The sequence below is a fragment of the Deinococcus carri genome (assembly GCF_039545055.1).
In the GTDB taxonomy this organism is placed as follows: domain Bacteria; phylum Deinococcota; class Deinococci; order Deinococcales; family Deinococcaceae; genus Deinococcus; species Deinococcus carri.
The window spans coordinates 23,084-37,267 of record NZ_BAABRP010000019.1 but is presented as its reverse complement, the minus strand read 5'-3'; the positions used below and the strand labels follow the sequence as shown (position 1 = coordinate 37,267).

General features: G+C 69.2%; 14 protein-coding genes. 9 read left to right on the top strand and 5 right to left on the bottom strand.

The features are described 5' to 3' along the window. Positions 1-158 precede the first annotated feature (158 nt). Entirely contained in the window at positions 159-1,097 is a 939-nt protein-coding gene (locus tag ABEA67_RS16590; RefSeq protein WP_345467366.1) for a heme o synthase, read from the bottom strand. Next, complete coding sequence (locus ABEA67_RS16585; RefSeq protein ID WP_345467363.1) at positions 1,094-2,077, bottom strand: COX15/CtaA family protein; 984 nt, start codon at positions 2,075-2,077, stop codon at positions 1,094-1,096. The genes ABEA67_RS16590 and ABEA67_RS16585 overlap by 4 nt, the downstream gene beginning before the upstream one ends. Before the next feature lie 169 nt (positions 2,078-2,246). On the opposite strand from ABEA67_RS16585, the gene ABEA67_RS16580 reads away from it, so the two are divergent. The 3 genes from ABEA67_RS16580 (at position 2,247) to ABEA67_RS16570 (ending at position 4,851) form a co-directional block, all read left to right on the top strand. After that, complete coding sequence (locus tag ABEA67_RS16580; RefSeq protein ID WP_345467360.1) at positions 2,247-2,726, top strand: DUF420 domain-containing protein; 480 nt, start codon at positions 2,247-2,249, stop codon at positions 2,724-2,726. Positions 2,727-2,800: 74 nt separating this feature from the next. After that, a complete protein-coding gene (gene panB / locus ABEA67_RS16575) occupies positions 2,801-3,622 on the top strand; it encodes a 3-methyl-2-oxobutanoate hydroxymethyltransferase (protein ID WP_345467357.1) in 822 nt (273 codons plus the stop codon). 302 nt (positions 3,623-3,924) lie between these two features. Next, positions 3,925-4,851, top strand: coding sequence for a GGDEF domain-containing protein (locus ABEA67_RS16570; RefSeq protein WP_345467354.1), 927 nt, complete (start codon positions 3,925-3,927; stop codon positions 4,849-4,851). Between the two features lie 109 nt (positions 4,852-4,960). Here the strand turns inward: ABEA67_RS16570 and ABEA67_RS16565 are convergent, their stop codons facing one another. Together ABEA67_RS16565 and ABEA67_RS16560 are read right to left on the bottom strand one after the other, a co-directional pair. Then, complete coding sequence (locus tag ABEA67_RS16565; RefSeq protein ID WP_345467352.1) at positions 4,961-6,421, bottom strand: sigma 54-interacting transcriptional regulator; 1,461 nt, start codon at positions 6,419-6,421, stop codon at positions 4,961-4,963. Positions 6,422-6,636: 215 nt separating this feature from the next. Next, positions 6,637-7,134, bottom strand: a complete 498-nt coding sequence (locus ABEA67_RS16560; RefSeq protein WP_345467350.1) for a hypothetical protein — start codon at positions 7,132-7,134, stop codon at positions 6,637-6,639. 39 nt (positions 7,135-7,173) lie between these two features. Here ABEA67_RS16560 and ABEA67_RS16555 point away from each other — a divergent pair, with 39 nt between their 5' ends. Next, positions 7,174-7,614 carry a GNAT family N-acetyltransferase gene (locus ABEA67_RS16555; RefSeq protein ID WP_345467426.1) on the top strand — a complete coding sequence of 147 codons (441 nt, stop codon included), beginning with the start codon at positions 7,174-7,176 and terminating at the stop codon, positions 7,612-7,614. Positions 7,615-7,623: 9 nt separating this feature from the next. On the opposite strand, the gene ABEA67_RS16550 is transcribed toward ABEA67_RS16555, so the two are convergent. Next, positions 7,624-9,180: a hypothetical protein gene (locus ABEA67_RS16550; protein WP_345467347.1), complete on the bottom strand. Its 1,557-nt coding sequence runs from the start codon at positions 9,178-9,180 to the stop codon at positions 7,624-7,626. A 173-nt stretch (positions 9,181-9,353) separates the two neighbouring features. On the opposite strand from ABEA67_RS16550, the gene ABEA67_RS16545 reads away from it, so the two are divergent. The 5 genes from ABEA67_RS16545 to mltG all read left to right on the top strand — a co-directional run bounded on the left by ABEA67_RS16545 (position 9,354) and on the right by mltG (position 14,183). After that, positions 9,354-9,851 carry a hypothetical protein gene (locus tag ABEA67_RS16545; RefSeq protein WP_345467344.1) on the top strand — a complete coding sequence of 166 codons (498 nt, stop codon included), beginning with the start codon at positions 9,354-9,356 and terminating at the stop codon, positions 9,849-9,851. 113 nt (positions 9,852-9,964) lie between these two features. Then, positions 9,965-11,395 carry an Asp-tRNA(Asn)/Glu-tRNA(Gln) amidotransferase subunit GatB gene (gatB, locus tag ABEA67_RS16540; protein ID WP_345467341.1) on the top strand — a complete coding sequence of 477 codons (1,431 nt, stop codon included), beginning with the start codon at positions 9,965-9,967 and terminating at the stop codon, positions 11,393-11,395. Between the two features lie 85 nt (positions 11,396-11,480). After that, entirely contained in the window at positions 11,481-12,122 is a 642-nt protein-coding gene (locus ABEA67_RS16535; RefSeq protein WP_345467338.1) for a hypothetical protein, read from the top strand. Positions 12,123-12,192: 70 nt separating this feature from the next. After that, entirely contained in the window at positions 12,193-13,155 is a 963-nt protein-coding gene (locus ABEA67_RS16530) for a carbohydrate kinase family protein (protein WP_345467335.1), read from the top strand. After that, positions 13,152-14,183 (top strand): endolytic transglycosylase MltG, encoded by a 1,032-nt coding sequence (mltG, locus tag ABEA67_RS16525; protein ID WP_345467332.1) that lies wholly within the window; start codon positions 13,152-13,154, stop codon positions 14,181-14,183. Before ABEA67_RS16530 ends, mltG begins: the two co-directional genes overlap by 4 nt. The last annotated feature ends 1 nt before the right edge of the window (position 14,184 follow it).

Here is a 14,184-nt window from a genome sequence, read left to right as displayed (position 1 = left end):
GCTTCCATGTTCCATGCGCCGCCTTATACGGATTCCGTCTGTTCCGTTTACAAATCGGCTCTCTTCCGATTTGTAAACTCCACGCCCGGAACCCGTTTTTCTCCCACTCGCTCTGCTCGGATTGAATCACTGCGTCAACGATTCCATCGGAGTCCGCCTTAGCCCAGCAGCACCCGGTCCACCGCGCCCATCAGGAACAGCAGCGCGAGGTAGAGCATCGAGTACAGGTAAAGGGGCACCGCGACCTTGCGCTCGACCGCGTTGCCGGCCATCACGTGCCGGTAAAGCCGCCAGGAATCGCGCAGCAGCAGCGCGCCCAGGGCCAGCGCCGACAGGAAGTAGATCCAGCCGACCTCCTGGAAAAACACCGGCATTACCGACAGCACGACCGTGTAGATGGCGTACAGGCCGATCTGTGCGACCGTCAGCCGATCGCCGTGGACCACCGGCAGCATGGGGATGCCGACCTCGCGGTATTCCTCCTTGATCATCAGGGCCAGTGCCCAGAAGTGCACCGGCGTCCAGAAAAAGATGATGGCGAAGAGGAACCACGCGAAGAGGTTGAGGTCGCCCGTCACGGCGGCCCAGCCCACCAGCGGCGGGAAGCACCCGGCGGCCCCGCCCAGCACGATGTTGTGCCAGGTGTTGCGCTTAAGCCACAGCGTATACACGACCACATAGGTGAGGAACCCCGCCAGACTCATCCAGGCGGCCAGCGGCGTGGCCCAGACCCACAGCATCACGAAGGACAGGACTTGCAGGGCGCTGCCGAAGATCGCCGCGTCGCGGGTGGAGATCAGGCCGCTGGTGGTGGGCCGGGTCGCGGTGCGCTTCATCTTGAGGTCGATGTCGCGGTCGATGATCATGTTGAACACGCCCGCCGACCCCGCCGACATGTATCCGGCGAGGCTCACCACGACGAGGAGCCACAGCCCCGGCCAGCCGCGCGCCGCCATGAACATCGCCGTGAGGGTGGTCCACAGCAGCAGGCTGATCACCTTGGGCTTGGTCAGCGCCAGGTAGTCACGCCAGGTCGCGCGGACCGGCCGGGGCGGGCTGCCCACACCGGAAGCGGGCGTCACGTGGTCGGTGGTCATGCCGCCACCGACTTCCGCGCCGCAGGGTGGACCCGGCGCAGGGCCGTCAGGGCCTCATAGCCCAGCAGCACCATGCCCAGCCACATCAGGCACGCCAGCAGCAGGTGCGTGAGCTGCATCCAGGCCGGTGCGTGCAGCGCCACGTTCACGAAGCCCGCCAGCACCTGCGCGCCGATCAGGCCCAGCAGCACTCCGCCCCAGCGGGTCACGCCCGGCGAGGGCCGCAGGCGGCGTAGCGCCCCCACCAGCCAGACCAGATACACGCTGGTCAGGATGGCGAGCATGGGGTGAATCACGCGCAGGTTCTCGATCAGGGTCGCCGTGCTCCCGTAGTCGCGCCACACCGTGTCGAGGGGCGTGCCGGGGGCCGGGGCGAACAGCAGGTCGCCCAGCGCCGTCACCGCGCCCGCCATGCCCAGCAGCAGCGTCAGCCCCAGGCCCAGCGCGAGCAGGCCCAGCGTGCGCCCTTGCCCGCGCAGCCGCAGCACCGGGCGGCCCGAGGCCCACAGCGCCGTGAGCAGCAGCGCCCCCAGCAGCAGGAAGGTGTTCGCCAGATGCACGCCCTGCACAAAGCCGCGCGCGGGGTCGGTCGAGTCGGCGGTCAGGCCCAGCAGCACCTGTGCGCCGCCCACCAGCCCCTCGGCCAGGATCAGCACGAAGGTGAGGACCGCGCCCAGCCGCGCGGGGTGGCCCCGCGGCGCGGTGCGAAAGGCCAGCGCGATCAGGCCCAGCGCCAGCAGGCCGCTCGCGCCGCTGGTCAGGCGGTGGCTGAACTCGATGACCGTGTGGAGCTGAGGACTCTGCGGCACCACCACGCCGTTACACAGCGGCCAGTGGTCGCCGCAGCCTGCCCCCGCCCCGGTGAGGCGCACGACCGCACCCCACAGGATCACCAGCACGTTGTAGACCAGTGCCGCCCAGGCCAGTCGGGGAAGCCACGCCCCCGCCCGTGACCGGGGCACCGTCAATGCGCTGCTCACTTCACTTCACCTTCCTTCCGACCGCCCACCTGGGTGGGTCCGGTTCATCCCCGCATTCTAGGCAGGTCGGGAGGCTGAAGATTGTCCCCTGCCTTTCCTCATCCGCCTGGTTACGTGGCCGCGACTCGCCCCGGACACCTGCCCCCTGCCGGCCCCCTAGACTGCGCGGGTGGCGTCGATCATCAACCAGTGGGCAGTTATCACCATCGTCCTGAGCGGCATCACGCTCGTGGTCGGCGTGTTTTTCATCCGGCGCGGCAACCGCGAGGCGCACATGCGGGCCATGCTGCTGGCCAGCGCCCTGGCGACCATTTTTCTGGTGCTGTACCTCACCCGCCTGGGCCTGGGCTACGAGAAGAAGTACGCCGGACCCGCCGAGTGGCGCGGCGCGTACTACTTTCTCCTGATCAGCCACATCATTCTGGCGGCGGCGAACCTTCCGCTGGCTCTCCTGGCCCTCTGGAATGCCGGGAAGGGGCTGCGGGCCGCGGGCAACCTGCAAAATATCGACGCTCCCGCCGCCCGCCCCTGGTTTGGCCGCCACCGCGCCTGGGTACGCTGGACGGTGCCGGTGTGGCTGTACGTGGCCGTGACGGGCTGGATCATCTACCTCGTGCTGGGGCGCTGGGGCGAGGTGATGCAGGGGTAGCGATCAGCCCTCAGCTTGCAGCCAGAGCCACTGACGGCTGATTGCTGACGGCTCAAAGCTGATACCTTCCCCCCATGAAACGCAGTGTCCCCGACCTCATGACCGCGCAGGAACCGCTGGTGATGGTCACGGCCTACGACTACCCCGGCGCGCGGCACGCCGAGGCGGCGGGTGTGGACCTGATTCTGGTCGGGGACAGCCTGGGGAACGTGGTGCTGGGCTACGACTCGACCGCGCCCGTCACGCTGGACGACATGATTCACCACGCGCGGGCCGTGCGCCGGGGCGCGCCGGACACCTTCCTGGTCGTGGACCTGCCCTTCGGCACCTACCACACCGGGGTCACGGACGCGATGCGCCACGCCGTGCGCGTGATTCAGCAGACGGGCGCGGACGCCGTGAAGCTGGAAGGGGCCACGCCCGAGGTGCTGGAGGTCGTGCGGGTGCTGGCCCGCAACGGCATTCCGGTGATGGGCCACGTGGGGCTGATGCCGCAGACTGCCACCGCCCAGGGTGGCCTGAAGGTGCAGGGCAAGGACGAGGAGAGCGCCCGCCGCACCCTGGAAGGCGCGCTGGCGCTGGAGGCGGCGGGAGCCTTCAGCGTGGTGCTGGAGGCGATTCCGGCCCGGCTGGCGAGGCTGATTACCGAGCGGCTGCACGTGCCCACCATCGGCATCGGGGCGGGGGTGCATTGCCGGGGCCAGGTGCTGGTGTACCACGACCTGCTGGGCCTCTACGAGGGCGAGGAGAAGAAGCTCGCCAAGCGCTACGCCGAACTGGGCCGCGAGGCGCGCGAGGCCATCGCCGCCTATGCCCGCGAGGTCCGCGCCCGCGAGTTCCCGACCAAGGATCAGAGCTTCGTGATGAAGGACGACGTGCTGGGCAAGCTGTACTGAGAGGCCGGGCTGGACCGCAAACGGCCCTGACCTTTCAAGCGGCCTGACAGAAGCGGACAGAAGAGACGGTGCTTTTCCACAACGGCCGGAATCTGCCCGGCCGGATCTGACGGGGGGGAAGGGTGACCCCCACTCACCCCCGCCGCGCCCCGCCAGGTGCCTGCGCAAATCGTTTGATGTGATGCTATGACTGTCTGGAGATGACGTCCGGCTCCCTTCATCCCCAGGATCTGCCTGTGCGCATCACCCGGCTGTATTTCAGGGTGCTGGTGCCTGTGGTGGCTATGGCTATTCTCTGGACCATGCTGGTGCCCACGCCCAGCCTGAATGTGCCGGTTCTGGTGTTCACGGGCCTGCTGCTGCTCGCCGCCGCCGTCTATTCCTGCCTGCCGCCGCGCTGGGAATGGGGGCTGCGGCTGAGCTTTGCGCTGGGGCATCTGCTGTTCCTCCTGGCCCTGGCGCTGTTCAGTGACCAGCTCGGCATTCCGCATGCGGCCCTCCTGACTGCGCGCAGCATCGTGCTGCTGCTCACGCCGGTCACGGTGCTGGCCTGGAGCATGCTGTTTTTTGATCGGCCCCGCATCGGGCGGCTGCTGAGTTTCAGTCTGGCGCTGCTGGCCACGCTGCTCACCGTACGCTGGAATGCAGAGTTGCCGGAGGCCAGTTCCGCGACCAGCGTTCTCCTCCTGATCATCTGCCTGGTGACCCACGTGTTCGGCTGGGCGGTCACGGGGCTGCAACGGCGGCTGACGCTGGGAGAGAGGCACGCCCGCCTGGATGCCCTGACCGGGCTGCTCAACCGCCGCGCCTTTGAGGAGGCGTGCGAGGGGGCCGCGCCGCCCGGGGTCCTGGCCGTGCTCGACATCGACCACTTCAAGCAGGTGAACGACCGGCACGGGCACGAGGCCGGGGACCGGGTGCTGCGCTCGGTGGCCGACGTGCTGCTCGACACCGTGGGCGGGTGTGGCCGGGTCTACCGCTGGGGAGGGGAGGAGTTCGCGGTCTGCCTGCCCGACGCCTGTGCCGCGAGTGCCCATGACCTGCTGGAACAGGTCCGCCACGAGGTGGCCCGGCGGTCCTTCATCGGCGGTCAGCATGTCACCCTCAGCATCGGCCTCAGCGCCTATGGCCCCGGCCTGCCCCTGCGCCGCGCCTTTACCCTGGCCGACGCGGCCCTGCGGAGTGCCAAGGCCACGGGGCGCGACCGCATCGTGGTGGCGGCGGTGTAAAGCAGGTGGTGTGGGGCAGGCGGTTGGGGTGGCCCACCCAAGACCAAGAGCGTTCGCCCTGGCCCAGGCGAACGCTCTTTTCTGCATTCCTACAACCGGACGCCTGTCCTCAGTTCCAGCGGCCCCCGCGCTGCTGGCGCACTTCCGGCTCGGGGGCGGCGTAGGTTTCCTCGGCCCGGCTGAGCTTCTTGCGCCCGTAGAGGCCCTCCAGGATGAACTCGGCGGCGCTGGCCCGCACGGCGTCCTCGCCGCTGTTCGCCACCTGTGCGGCCAGGTCGGTCAGGCCCGGCACGGTGCGCGTCGCCTTCATCGCGGCCCCGGCGTCCCCGGCCTGCGGGAAACGGAAGACGTTGCCGTCCTCGAACCACTTTTCCAGGTCGCGGGTGTCGGCGGAGGCATAGCGGCGGGCGTACACGGCCCCGGCGGCCTTGCGGATCACGTCGCGGGCCACCACGTCCGCGCCCTTGAGTTCGCCCTCGTACTCGAGTTCCAGCTTGCCGGTGATGGCGGGCAGGCCCGCGTACACGTCGCTGACGCGCACCACCGGCAGGTCGCCCGACACCAGCGCGCGGCGCTCGGCATTGGCGGAGGCGAGTTCCATCAGGCTGATGGGGAGGCGCTGCGACACGCCGCTGAGCTTGTCCACCCGCCCGTCCTCGCGGGCCTGGAAGGCGATCTCCTCGATCAGCTCCGCGATAAAGTCAGGCACCACGACGCCCTCGGCCCTCACGGCCTCCTGCGCGGTGATGTCCATGCCCAGCCGCACGTCGCTGGGGTAGTGGGTGCGAATTTCACTGCCGATGCGGTCCTTGAGCGGCGTGACGATCTTGCCGCGCGCGGTGTAGTCCTCGGGGTTGGCCGAGAAGACCAGCATCACGTCCAGCTCCAGCCGGATGGGGTAGCCCTTGATCTGCACGTCCCCCTCCTGAAGGATGTTGAAGAGGGCCACCTGCACCTTGGGCGCGAGGTCGGCCAGCTCGTTCACCGCGAAGATGCCCCGGTTGGCACGCGGCAGCAGCCCGAAGTGCATCGAGCGGGTGTCGCCCAAGCTGGTGCCCAGGCGGGCGGCCTTGATGGGGTCCACGTCCCCGATCAGGTCGGCCACCGTCACGTCGGGGGTGGCGAGCTTTTCCACGTAGCGGTCGTCGCGCGGCAGCCAGCGGATCGGGAGGTCCAGACCGTGCGCCTCCAGCAGGTGACGGCCCTCCGACCCGATGGGGTTGAGGGGGTCGTCGGGCATGTCCACGCCGTCGATCACGGGCACGACCTCATCGAGCAGACCGGTAATCGCGCGCAGGATGCGGCTCTTGGCCTGGCCGCGCAGGCCCAGCAGGATGAAGTTCTGGCGGGCCAGCAGCGCGTTCGTGAGCTGCGGAATTACGGTCTCGTCGTAGCCGACCACACCGGGGAACAGGTCCTCGCCGCTCCGCAGCTTGCGCGTCAGGTTGTCCCGCACCTCGTCCTGCACGGTCCGCACCTGGCCGTCGAAGGGCGTGCGGCCCGCGTACTCCGGCGTCTGAAGCAGTTCTCCCAGCGTCCTGGCCTTCACCTGTCCCAATGCGGCTGTCATGATGCGCGGAAGCTAGCACGCGCACCAGCGCGGGAATGTGCCGATGGCAGCGGTGGTAAGGCGCGGAGGGACGCCCTTCCGGCTCTTTGCGGCCTCCAGGCGGCGCGGCGATTCACCGCCACCTGCCGGATTTCGCCCCTGGCCGGGGGAGGCCTCTGGCTGGCCTTTTGCCCGAGTCGGCCTGCCGCGTGCTCTGACCAGCAGACCCGAATGCCTCAGGAGGACGCTGCGGAGCTGCTCGCTGTCGCCGCTTGGTCGTCTTCCAGCACCTTGTAGGCGCAGACGGCGGCCAGCGCGGCGAGTTCGGGCGGCATGTCCCCGAAGTCCAGGTGAACGTCCTTGCCCTCGACCACGCCGCCAATCCGGCCTTCCAGCCACTTGCCGTTCACATGCAGGTCCACGTCCTTGCCGCTGAGCCGTCCGGAGAACCGCCCGGTGACCCGCCCTCCGCCGAGGTTCAGGTGAACGTCGTCCCCGTCCACCCGCCCGCCCAGGCGCACGTCCACGCCGCGCGGCGTCACGTCCCCGTCCACGTCGAACCCGGCGAAGGTTCCCCCGACGCGGCCGTCCACGTCCCCCGCCCTCAGCGTGAGGTCCAGGTCCTTGCCCTGGAAGCGGCCACCGATGCGCCCACGCAGCCCCTCGCCGTCCCACTCGGCGTGCAGGTCGTAGCCCTGGGTTACTCCACCGATGCGTCCATTCAGCTTGCTCATGTGTTCCGGTACGTGGTCTGGCGGACGGAAGTTGCCACAATGCCCGGCGTGATTCGCCCCGCCCTCCCCGCTGACGCCCTGACCCTCGCCCGGCACCGTTACCCCGCCGAAACCGATGCCCCCGAGCGGCCCGTCTACGCCGCCTGGGTCGCGGACGCGCTGGAACGCGGTCGGTACGTCGGATTTCTGGCCGCCCCGGACGGGGGAGAGGTGGTGGCCGGTGCGGGCCTGACCCTGCTGGAATGGGGACCTTCGCGCGGCGACCCGCAGCCGTACCGGGCGCGGGTGGTGAACGTCTGGACGCACCCCGGCTGGCGGCGTCAGGGCCTCGCCCGCGAACTGGTCATGCGCTGCCTGCAAGCCGCCCGCGAGCGAGGCATCACCCGCGTCAGCTTGGGCACCAGCGAGATGGGGCGGGGGCTGTACGAGGGGCTGGGCTTCCGGGCACGGGGGACGGAGATGGAGTTGGTCCTGAAGTAGAGTTTGGGGCTACTGCACGTAGTCCGAGTCGCCGATGTGCAGGACATCATTGGACATCCGGTAGAAGAACAGCCGCTTTTGCCCCCCGTCGGCGTAGTTCAGCGTGATGCCGTAGCGGCTGACACTGTACTTGCCCGAGGTGCTGCTCTGGCTGGCGGCGGTCACGTTGGAAGTCGTGGCCCCCGCCGAACGGCCCCCCTTGAAGGTGCCCTGGGGCGTGAAGGTGTAATCGCTGCTGACGGCGACCGTCACGTCCCCGCCGAGCGCCGAGTTACCGCCGCCCCCGATGGTCCTGAAGTTGCCGCTCAGCTTCGTGCCCGCCGGGGCGGGCGGCATGGTCAGGTCGCGGGTGACCTTGACGGTCTGGGTCTCGCCGTCGCCCCACTTGACCACGAAGTTCTGGCCCTGCCGCGTCCATTTGCCCCACTTCTGCGGCTCAAGCTGGCGCGAGAGAACGACGTTGAAGCTGTCGGGTGCCCAGTAGGGGTCGTCGTAGACCGTGCCGTCTTTCAGGAACAGCAGGGGAGGATAGGTGGGATAGGCCATGCCCCCCACGCCCACCATCGTGGACGGGTAGAGGTAGACCCCCAGAATCTGGCTGTCTTGCAGGCCCTTTCCGGCGGCGACCAGGAACTTCTCGGCGGGCTGGTTCTTGAAGCGCCAGCCGACGTCGGCCACAGGCAGGGACGACTTTTTCAGCCCGGCGGCGGCCGGAGCGCTCAGCACGCGGCAGTTCCGCAGGGTGAAGCCGGTGTCGCGGTCGAACTCGCTCACGCTGCCCACCACGGTCGCCGCCTTGCCCCGCAGCGGGTCCAGCGCGTCATCCTCGGTGAGTTCGTAGCAGTAGATGCCCCAGCGCGCGGTGCGGCGGTCGTCTTCCTGGTCCAGCGCGTTGAACCTGGGGGCGACCGTTCCAGTCACGGCCACCTGCGCGCCCAGCGAACGCAGTTTTTTCAGGACGGCTTCCTCGGCGGCGCTGCCGGAGGTGCCTTTGGGCAGCGCCGCCAGCGTCTGTCCGGCCAGGGTCGAGAGTTGCGCCACGCTGTAGACCGTAGTGACCCCAGCGGCGGCCTGCGTCTGACCGGACGTCTTCCCCGTGGCTGTTCCGGTACTCGTCGTGGCCTGCCCCACCAGCAGCGCGCCCAGGTTCGGCACCCTGGCCTTGATGTCAAAGGCGGAGGTGCCCAGTTGCTCCGCGTACACCCCGCAGACCTGGGAGGCTGGCCCCAGCTTTTGCAGCGCGGCCATCAGGTCGCCCTGGCTGTCCCGGACCTGCGCCTTGAACTGCGCTAGGACGTCTGCCCCCAGCAGGCGACTGAGCTGGGGTTCGAACTGCGTCAGGCCCTGCCGCTGCGTCCAAGTCGTGAACGCCTGTCGGCTGCGCCCCGCGCTGGCCGGGTCTTTCTGAATGCAGTAATCACGGTACGTCTGGGCCGTGAAGTAGACGGCATAGGCCGAGGCGAGGGCCAGCGCCTGTTGCTGTCCGGTCTGTTCCTGGCTCGCCTGCCCCTGAGCCGCCGGAAGCAGCAGACTGCCCAGAGCCAGCGCATGACGTGGCGTCAACATGCTCCACTTTACGCAGGAATCGGGCCTTCCCCGGAGTATCTCTCTCCTTCGTGAAGGCGCGCCAGTGTGACCGAACTGGAGGTGCTGTGGCGGGCCAGGTAAAGGTTCCTGCATCTTTCTTGCGGGTGCGGGGCCGGGGCAGTCTTTACGCTCGGGAGAAAGGAGGTCCCGCCATGAAATCTGTTCTGCTGTCCGCCCTGCTTCTGGCCCCCCTGCTGACGCTGACGCCCCCCGCCCAGGCTGCCGACGTGTCCTGCACGGGCACCCTGAATGGCCGCACCCTCAACAGCGACGTGAAGGTGCGGAACGGGGCCACCTGCACACTGGTGAACAGCCGCGTGAACGGCGACGTGAAGGTCGAGCGCGGCGGGCAGATCGTCATCCGCAACAGCAATATCGACGGTGACATCGAGGGGGACGACGGCTTCCGGGCCGTCACCGTGACGGGCAGTGTGGTCAACGGTGACATCGAACTCAAGGAGGGCGGCAGCGCCCACATCGAGAACGTCCGCGTGAACGGCGACCTGGAACTCAAGCGCAACTCCGGCACCCTGCGCGTGACCCGCGTCAGTGTCAACGGCGACCTGGAGTGCGAGGACAACCGCGCCGCGCCCACCGGAAGCCAGAACCGCGTGACAGGGAACCGGGAAGGGCAGTGCCGGGCGTTGTAGGGGCAGACGTGTAAAGCTCTGGAAAGGAGGGTTGGGGAAGGCTTGAGCAGAAGCGGGTGCTCCCCCAGCCATCTGCCTTCTGCCTCCCGGCCATCTGCTCTAGACTCCCCCGCATGTACCGTGCCGTCATCGGGCTGGAAGTCCACCTGCAACTGCGGACGCGCTCCAAGCTCTTCAGCGCCTGCCCCGCCGACTACCACGGCGCGGAGCCGAACACCTACACCGACCCCCTCACCCTGGGGCTGCCCGGCACCCTGCCCACCCTCAACCGCGAGGCGGTGGACCTCGCGCTGATGTTTGGCCTGGCGCTGAACTGCGACGTGGCAGGCTTTACCCAGTTTCACCGCAAGAACTACTTCTACCCCGACGCGCCCAAGAACTTTCAGCTCTCGCAGTACGACCGCCCGGTCGCGCGGGACGGCTTTCTGGAAATCGGCGGCGAGCGCGTGCGCATCAAGCGCGCCCATCTGGAGGACGACGCGGGCAAGCTGATTCACCCCGCCTATGCCCCCTACAGCCTGCTGGACCTCAACCGCGCCGGGTCGCCGCTGATCGAGATGGTGACGGAGGCCGACATCACCGGGGCGGAGCAGGCCCGCGCGTTTCTGGAAGCGGTGCAGGCCATCGCGCAGTCGCTGGGCGTGTCGGACGCCACACCCGAGGAAGGCAAGATGCGCTGCGACGTGAACCTCAGCCTTCACAAACCCGGCGAGCCGTGGGGCACCAAGGTCGAGGTGAAGAACCTCAACTCCTTCCGCTCGGTGGCCCGCGCCATCGAGTACGAGACGGCGCGGCAGACGCGGGTGCTGGACGCGGGCGGCGTGATTACCCAGGACACGCTGGGCTGGGACGAGGGCGGCCAGAAGACCTTCGTGATGCGGACGAAGGAGGGCGAGGCCGACTACCGTTACTTCCCCGAACCGGACCTGCCGCCCCTGAACATCACCCCCGAGTGGATCGAGCGCGTGCGGGCGCGGATGCCCGAACTGCCCGCGCAGAAGCGGGCGCGCTACGTGGCGGCGGGCGTGCGCGAGAGCGACGCCGAGACGCTGAGCCTGAACGTGCCCCTGGGCCGCTTCTACGATGAGGCGCTGTCCTCGCAGCCCGCCCCCGACGCCCCGAAAGTGGATGCACAGAAGCTCGCCAACTGGCTGCTGACCGACGTGACCGGGTTGCTGGCCGCCCGTGAAATCGGCATCGCACAGGCGGAGTTGAAGCCGGGGCACCTCGCCGCCCTGGTCCGGCTGATTGACGCGGGGACCATCAGCGGCAAGATTGCGAAAGACCTCCTCCCCGATGTGATGGACGGGCAGGACCCCGAGGCCCTGGTGCGCGAGCGTGGCTTGAGCGTCGTGACGGATACCGCCGCCATCGACGCCGCCATCGACGTTGCGATGCAGGCCGACCCCGCCACGGTGGAAAAGGTCCGCGCCGGAAACGCCAAGGCGATGAACGCCCTCTTCGGCCCGGTGATGAAGGCCACCGGGGGCAAGGCCAGGCCGGAAGTCGTGCGCGAGCGGCTTCAGGCGAAGCTGGGGCTGTGAGGGGAGGCGGCCAGCTTCCAGCGGCCAGCCCCCAGCTTTGGCCCTCTCCTGCTGGCGGCTGGCTGCCGGTTGCTGGAGGCCCCACGTGACTCCTGCCCGCTGGCGTTCCGCCGCCCTCGTCGCCCTGTCGGTGCAGGTCGCGGCCTCGTTCGGGGTGGCGGCCTACGCGCTGTGGCGGGGAAACCCCTCGGTGGATGCGTGGTTCACGGGGCTGGAGGCGTTTCTGACCGGCCTGGTGCTGGCATGGTGGACCGTGCTGCTGGGACGCTTCACGCTGGGGGAGGCGGTCCCGCTGACGGACGGCACGCTGCGGGCGCTGCGGCTGGTCTTTCCGTGGCTCACGTCGCTGCGGGGCACGCTGTGGCTCCTGACGCTGCTGGGCGTGCTGAGCGGGATGGCCCCGGAGGCGAACACGGTGGCCCTCACGGCGCTGTTCACGGTCTGGCTGGCCGCGATTGTGGCGAGCAACGCCGTCTACGGCACCCTGGCCCGCCTCGCGCCCAACCCCGCCGATCAGGTGGGCCGCGGCAGGCTGACCGAGTGGCTGAACCTCTCCGCCGCCCTCAGCCTGGCGATGACCGTCTTCAACCTGGTGCCTATCGCCGGGTTCAGTTCCTCGCCCACGCTGACCGACCGGCTGGTGTACGGCATCGGCGGCGGGCTGGACATTCTGGCGACGCTGCTGGCGCTGGGCGCGGTGAGAAGCGCCATGCGCGCAGAAGGCTGAGGGCTGAAGGCATCCGACCCGGCCATCTGCCTTCAGCCCTGCGCCATCTGCCTTATGCTGTGCCTCACGCATGACGGAACATAAACCTCTCGTGTCGCTGGGCGACCTGGCCTGGGACGTGCTGGCCAAACCTGACACCATGCTGTTGCCGGGCGGGGACACCACCGGGCGGCTGGAACTCTCCGGGGGTGGGTCGGCGGCGAACGTGGCCGTGTGGGCACGCCGGGCAGGCTGCCGCGCGACCTTTGTCGGCAAGATTGGCCGCGACCGCTTCGGGGAACTGGCGACCCTGGGCCTGCACGGCGAGGACGTGGGCACCGCCCTGATCCTCAGTGACGCGCACCCGACCGGCGTGATTCTGGCGCTGATTGACCGCCGGGGCCAGCGCGCCATGCTGACCGGCCAGGGGGCCGACTGGGAGCTGCTGCCCCAGGAACTGCCCCAGGAGGTGCTGCGGGGGGCACGGCACCTGCACCTCACGGCCTGGAGCCTCTTCCGCGACCCACCCCGCGCCGCCGCGCTGGAGGCCGCGCGCCTCGCCAAGGCGGCCGGGGCCACCCTCAGCCTCGATCCCGGGAGCTTTCAGATGATTCAGCAGATGGGCCGCGAGACCTTTCTGGGCATTGTGGACGACGTGCCCTTCGACGTGATCTTTCCCAACGACGACGAGGCCCGCGCCATGAGCGGCGAGGCCGAGCCGGGCCGGGCGCTGGACTGGCTGCGCGACCGCTACCCGCACGCGCTGGTCGTGCTGAAGCTCGACGAACACGGCGCGCTGCTCGAAGGCCCCACGCAGCCCCGCACCCACATCCCCGCCACCCGTGACCCGCTGATCGACGCGACCGGGGCCGGGGACGCATTCGGCGGGGCCTTTCTGGCGGGCTGGCTGGAGCATGGGGACGCCGCGCACGCGGGCCGCCTGGCGGTGCAGGTGGGCGGCTGGGTCGTGTCGCGCTTCGGGGCCAGGCCGCCCGCCGACGCCGACCTGCACGCGCGGCTCGCGCCGTTTCAGGTGGGCGAGGTGAGCGCATGACCCGCCTGGAAGGCCGCCGGACACCCCTGTGGGTGTGGCTGCTGCTGGCGCTGGTGGTGGTGTTGCTGCTCGCTGCGCTGGCCGCCTTCCTGTACCTGCGCGGCCTCACGCAGCCCGCCGGGGGCAGCGCCTACACGCTGGAGGTCAAGCCGGGCGACACCCTGCCGCGCGTGGCCCGCACCCTCGAAGAACACCGCATCGTGAAGAATGCCGACGCCCTGCGCTTCGTGATGCGCCGCAACGGCACGGCGGGCAGCCTCAAGGAAGGGCTGTACGACCTGACCGGACAGATGAACGTCTACCAGGTGGCCGACAAGCTGGCCGGTCCCGCCCGCATTCCCACTGTGAGCGTGACCATCCCCGAGGGCTGGCGCATCAAGGACATGCCGCCCGTGTTCGGGAAGGCCGGGTTCGACGCGGCGGCGGTGCGGGCCGCCCTCAACGACGCCAGCCTCAGCCCCTACGCGGCGGGCAAGCAGAAGAACCTCGAAGGCTTCGTCTTTCCCGCGACCTACGAGTTCCGGGTGGGCGAGACGCCCCGCGACGCGGTGAAGGAGATGGTGGACCGCATGGGCCAGGAGTTCACCCCGGAGAACGTGGCGAAGGCCAAGGCGCTGGGCCTGGGCGTGCGCGACTGGGTGACGCTCGCCAGCATGGTGCAGGCGGAGGCCGCCAACGACGGGGAGATGCCGGTGATTGCCGGGGTGTTCCTCAACCGCCTGCGCGACGGCATCGCGCTGGGCAGCGACCCCACCGTCGCCTACGGCCTGGGCAAGGATCTGCCGGACCTCGACCGCAGCGCCGGGGACTTTACGAAGGACACGCCCTACAGCACCTACACCCGCATGGGCCTCCCCGCCGGTCCCATCAACAACCCCGGCCAGGCCGCCCTCCTGAGCGTCGTGAACGCCAAGCGCCAGATGGCCGACGGCCGCGACGCCCTGTACTTCCTGCACGGCCTCGACGGCAAGATTTACGTGAACCACGACTACGCGGCGCACCTGCAGGACGTGGCGCGGCATCGGTAGG